This is a genomic window from Streptomyces triticirhizae, from assembly GCF_003696235.1.
In the GTDB taxonomy this organism is placed as follows: Bacteria; Actinomycetota; Actinomycetes; order Streptomycetales; family Streptomycetaceae; genus Streptomyces; species Streptomyces triticirhizae.
Map to the genome: position 1 here is coordinate 1 of NZ_RFFJ01000291.1, position 5,229 is coordinate 5,229.

At 74.7% G+C, this 5,229-nt stretch carries 4 protein-coding genes; 2 read left to right on the forward strand and 2 right to left on the reverse strand.

All coding sequences use genetic code 11. The features are described 5' to 3' along the window. The first annotated feature begins 138 nt into the window (after window positions 1-138). Window positions 139-1,989, forward strand: coding sequence for a transketolase (locus tag EBN88_RS28325; protein ID WP_122183073.1), 1,851 nt, complete (start codon window positions 139-141; stop codon window positions 1,987-1,989). A gap of 183 nt (window positions 1,990-2,172) precedes the next feature. On the opposite strand, the gene EBN88_RS28330 is transcribed toward EBN88_RS28325, so the two are convergent. Together EBN88_RS28330 and EBN88_RS28335 are read right to left on the reverse strand one after the other, a co-directional pair. Beyond that, complete coding sequence (locus tag EBN88_RS28330) at window positions 2,173-3,243, reverse strand: hypothetical protein (protein WP_122399877.1); 1,071 nt, start codon at window positions 3,241-3,243, stop codon at window positions 2,173-2,175. A 70-nt stretch (window positions 3,244-3,313) separates the two neighbouring features. Further along, window positions 3,314-3,682 carry a tetratricopeptide repeat protein gene (locus EBN88_RS28335; protein WP_122399878.1) on the reverse strand — a complete coding sequence of 123 codons (369 nt, stop codon included), beginning with the start codon at window positions 3,680-3,682 and terminating at the stop codon, window positions 3,314-3,316. Between the two features lie 137 nt (window positions 3,683-3,819). Here EBN88_RS28335 and EBN88_RS28340 point away from each other — a divergent pair, with 137 nt between their 5' ends. After that, window positions 3,820-5,211 carry an MFS transporter gene (locus EBN88_RS28340; RefSeq protein WP_267902613.1) on the forward strand — a complete coding sequence of 464 codons (1,392 nt, stop codon included), beginning with the start codon at window positions 3,820-3,822 and terminating at the stop codon, window positions 5,209-5,211. The last annotated feature ends 18 nt before the right edge of the window (window positions 5,212-5,229 follow it).

Genomic DNA, 5,229 nt, shown 5'->3' on the forward strand with positions numbered 1-5,229 from the left:
GGGCTCGTTAGGACCCGTCGCGCGCGGGTACCCGGGGGCGCGGACGCCCGGCGCTCGCGCGGGCACGGGCGCCCCGAGCGCGAACGAAGCGCGAGAAACCACCGCAGAGCCGGCCGCGCGCATCCGGGAGGCAGGCAGATGACATCCGCAGACCAGTATCTGGCCGAGTTGGGTCAGCAGCTCCGGGTGGACGCGGTGCGCGCCACCTCGACGGCCGGCTCGGGGCACGCGACCTCGTCGATGTCGGCGGCCGACCTGATGGCCGTGCTGCTGGCGCGGCATCTGCGCTACGACTTCGACTGGCCCGAGCACCCGGGCAACGACCGGCTGATCCTCTCCAAGGGCCACGCCTCGCCGCTGCTGTACGCCGCGTTCAAGGCGGCCGGCGCGATCAGCGACGAGGAGCTGCTGACGTTCCGCACCCTGGGCAGCCGTCTCGAGGGTCACCCGACGCCCCGGCTGCCGTGGGTCGACGTGGCCACCGGCTCGTTGGGGCAGGGGCTGCCCATCGGCGCGGGCGTCGCGCTGGCCGGTCAGCGGCTCCAGGAGGCGGAGTCCCGGGTGTGGGTGCTCAGCGGCGACAGCGAGCTGGCCGAGGGCTCGGTCTGGGAGGCGTTCGAACACGCGGGCTACGAGCGGCTGTCCAGCCTGACCGCGATCCTGGACATCAACCGGCTGGGTCAGCGCGGCCCGACCCGGCACGAGTGGGACCTGGACGCCTACCGGCGGCGGATCGCCGCGTTCGACTGGCACACCATCGAGGTCGACGGGCACGATCCGGCGGCGATCGACGCGGCCTACACGGAGGCGGCGGGCGTCACCGACCGGCCGACCGCGATCCTGGCGCGCACCATGAAGGGGCGCGGGGTCGCTGCGGTGCAGGACCGGGAGGGGATGCACGGCAAGCCCGTGCCCGACGAGGCGGAGGCCGTCGAGGAGTTGGGCGGCCCGCGCGACCTGCGGGTCGAGGTGCGCCGCCCGGAGGCGACCACGGTTCCGCGCTCCCCGGGCGGGCCCCAGCCCGAACTGCCGCGCTACGAGGTGGGCGAGAAGGTCGCGACGCGGAACGCCTACGGCGAGGCGCTGGCGGCGCTGGGCGCGGCGCGGCCCGAGGTGGTGGCGCTGGACGGCGAGGTCAGCGACTCGACGCGTTCGGAGTTCTTCGCCAAGGAGCACCCGGACCGGTTCTTCGAGTGCTACATCGCGGAGCAGGAGTTGGTGGCGACGGCGGTCGGGATGGCGGTGCGCGGCCGGCTGCCGTTCGCCTCGACGTTCGCCGCGTTCTTCACCCGGGCCCACGACTTCCTGCGGATGGCGACGGTGAGCCGGGTGGGCCTGTGCCTGGCGGGCTCCCACGCGGGGGTGGCGATCGGCGAGGACGGGCCCTCGCAGATGGGCCTTGAGGACCTTGCCATGTTCCGGGCGCTCCACGACGCGACGGTGCTCTACCCGTGCGACGCCAACCAGACCGCCCAGCTGGTCGCCGAGATGGCCGAGGAGACCGGCGGGCTGCGCTATCTGCGCACCTCACGCGGCGCGGACCCGGTGATCTATCCGCCGGAGGAACGCTTCCCCGTCGGCGGCGCCAAGGTGCTGCGCTCCTCGCCCGGCGACCGGCTGACGGTGGTGGCCGCCGGGGTGACGGTGCACGAGGCGCTGCGCGCGGCCGAGGAGTTGGGCGAGGAGGGTGTGCCGGTGCGGGTGATCGACCTGTACTCGGTGAAGCCGGTGGACGCGGCGACGCTGCGGGAGGCGGCCGAGCAGACGGGCTGCCTGCTGACGGTGGAGGACCACCGGCACGCCGGCGGTCTTGGCGACGCGGTGCTGGACGCGTTCTCCGACGGCCGGGAGGTGCCCCGGCTGCTGCGGCTGGCGGTGGACACCATGCCGGGTTCGGCCAAGCCCGACGAGCAGCTGCGGGCGGCCGGCATCGACGCCGGGGCGATCGCCACGGCGGTCCGGCGCTTCCTCGCCGGCCACGGCGCGTGAGGCTCAACGAGCCCCGGCTGGGCCGTGTCCGTAAAGTCTCGCCGGGCCCGCGACGCCATACGCGGCACCTCGCCGCGTTACCGCATCGCGCGAACACGGCCAGGTATGAGCTGCGATCCGGCGCCTTGCGACGCACCGCGTCCAACGCCGCGGTCTGATCCGACGAGACTCTACGGACACGACCTAGCGGTCGGTTGACGGCGGGCGGCGCGTGGAGCCGGCGAGGAGTTCCTCGGCGGTCGCGGTCAGCGCGGGCAGCGTGCCCAGGGTGTGGCGGGCGCGTTCGGCCAGGTCGGCCGTGGTGCCCAGGCCCAGGTCAGCCAGCAGGGCGGCCAACCCGGGGGCGTGCGCCCGCCGTTGGTCCTCCGTCCCGGCCTCGGCCAGCACCAGCTGGCAACGGGCCTGCGTCGCCACCAGCCAGAACACCACCTCGCGGTGGCGGCCGGCCCTGATCAGCTCCCGGCTGGCGTCGATCGCGACGGGCCGCGCCGGCGCCTGGACGTCCGAACGGAACGGGAACGGGGTGCGGGCGGCGACGGGCGCGGCCGCGTCGAACACCTCGGCCAGGGTGGCCAGATGGGCCTCGGCGCGCTCGGCGGTCAGGGTGGCGCAGCCGAGCGCCGCCAACAGCGGCGGGTAGGCGTCGAGCAGGCCGCGTTCGCTCAGCAGCTCCCTGGTGCGCAGGTAGCGCAGCCGCACGGTGGGGTTGCGCAGGCCGGCGGCCAGCAGCACATGGGTGGCGATCCCGGTGGGGAAGAGCCAGCCGAGCACGGCCGCCGGCGAGGGCGGGGCGGCGTCGGTGGCGGTCTCGGCGACGCGGGTCAGGCCGTTCCGCACCCGGCCCAGCGCGTGCTCGTAGCGGGTCCGCACCCAGGCGGGCTCGGCGAAGCGTTCGGCCACCGAGCGCCGGAGCCGGCCCAGACGGCCGGTGGGGTCGGCGATCACGGTGTCGGCGCGGAACGGGCCGGCCAGGTGGTAGTCGGCGAGCACCGCCTCCGGGCTGGCCAGCTCGGCGTGCGGCACCAGGCTGATCTCGACGAGCGCGCCCCGGTGGAGGAACTTGCCCGGCTTGGTGGGGGGTTCGGCGTCCGTGGTGACCACCATGACGTCGATGTCGGAGCCCCGCGGCACCTCGGCCCCGTCGGGCAGCCCCACCGTCGATCCGCCGAAGTAGGCCCCGGCGAACCAGGGTTCGGCCGCCGCGTTGCTCCGCACCCAGTCCCGCGCTGCCTCGCGCGCCTCCCCGATCAGCATCGGTCCATGGTGCCCTCCCCCGGGGCCCGTCGCGAACGGCGGGCCTCAGAGGCGTCGGGCCGGGGCGCGGTCAGCCGGGCTCACCGAAGCGGGCGGCGGCCAGGTAGTCCGGCTTGGGGTCCAGGGCGGCGGCCAGCCGGAAGTGGCGCAGTGCCTCGTCCCCGCGCGCCGCGCGCTGGAGCGTGCGCGCCAGCGCGAAGTGCGCGTAGGCGTTGTCCGGCTCGCGCTCCAGGATCACCTGGAACTCCTGCTCGGCGCTGCGCAGTTGTGCGCCGAGGAAGAACGCGCGGGCGCGCAGCAGCCGGGCGGAGGTGTTCTCCGGATAGGCGCTGACCACGGGGTCGAGCAGCTTGAGCGCGCCGCGCGGATCGCCGGCGTCCAGCAGCTGTTCGGCGGCCCGGTAGGCGATGACATGGGTGGCGGGTGAGGTCGGGGACACGTGCCCTCCTTGCGTGACATGGCGGGTGGGCGGCGTCGGCACCCTTCGGGTCCGAGGGTCGCAACGTCTCCTTCGCTCCCGGTATTCCCCGTTCTCGCCGGGGAGCGCCGCCCGGCCACGGGCTACGCTGAGTGACCGTGCCCGAGAACGACACCCTGCCCCGCCGTCGCCGGCTGCTGATCCTGGCCATCTGCTGCATGAGCCTGCTGATCGTCAGCCTGGACGTGACCGCGCTCAACGTCGCCCTGCCGGACCTGGGGCGGGAGCTGGGCGCCGATGTCTCCGGGCTCCAGTGGACCCTCGACGTCTACACGGTGGTGCTGGCCTCGTTCCTGATGCTGTCGGGCTCGATGGCCGACCGGCTGGGGCGGCGCCGGGTCTTCCGGGTGGGCCTCGTGATCTTCACCGCCGGCTCGGTGCTGTGCGCGCTGGCCCCGGGCCTGGGCTGGCTGATCGCCTTCCGGGCCGCGCAGGCGGTGGGCGGCTCGATGCTCAACCCGGTGGCGATGTCGATCATCACCAACACCTTCACCGACCGGCGGGAGTTGGCGCGGGCCATCGGCGCCTGGGGCGGGGTGGTGGGGATCTCGATGGCGATCGGGCCGATCGTGGGCGGCGCGCTGGTGCACTCCTTCGGGTGGCGTTCCATCTTCTGGCTGAACCTGCCGATCGGGCTGGCCGCGCTCGTGCTCACCACGCTCTTCGTGCCGGAGTCGCGGGCGCCCAGGCCCCGGCGGCTGGACCCGGTGGGGCAGCTGCTGGTGATCACACTGCTGGGGGCGCTGACGTTCGGGATCATCGAGGGCGGGCGGGTCGGCTGGACCTCGCCGCTGCTGCTGGCGGGCGTCGGGGTGGCGGCCCTGGCGCTGGTGGGGCTGCTGGTCTACGAGCCCAGGCGGCGGGAGCCGCTGGTGGAGCTGGACTTCTTCCGCAGCGTCCCGTTCAGCGGGGCCTTCGTGATCGCGATCGCCTCCTTCGCCGCGCTGGCCGGCTTCCTGTTCCTGAACACGCTCTACCTCCAGGACGAGCGGCACCTCAGCCCGCTCCAGGCCGGGCTCTACCTGCTGCCGATGGCGGCGACCACGCTGGTGTTCTCGCCGCTGTCGGGGCAGCTGATCGGGCTGATCGGCGGGCGTGGCCCGCTGGTGGTGGCGGGTGCGGCGATCGCGTTCAGCGGGGCGTGGCTGTCCGGCACGGACCCGGAGACCCCGCTGCCGGTGCTGTTCACCGGCTATGTGCTCTTCGGCGTGGGCTTCGGGCTGGTCAACGCGCCCATCACGCACACCGCCGTGACCGGGATGCCCAAGGCGCAGGCCGGCGTCGCGGCCGGGGTGGCCTCGACGGGGCGGCAGGTGGGGTCGGCGCTGGGCGTGGCGGTGGTGGGCACGGTGCTGGCGGCCGGGTCGCGGGCGGCGGGCTGGTGGGTGATCAGCGGCTGTGGCGCGCTGGTGCTGCTGCTGGGCGCGCTGACCACGGGGGCACGGGCCCGCCGCACGGCGGACCGGGCCGGCGGGGGCGGGCCGGGCTGAGCCCCGAGGCCGGGGCCG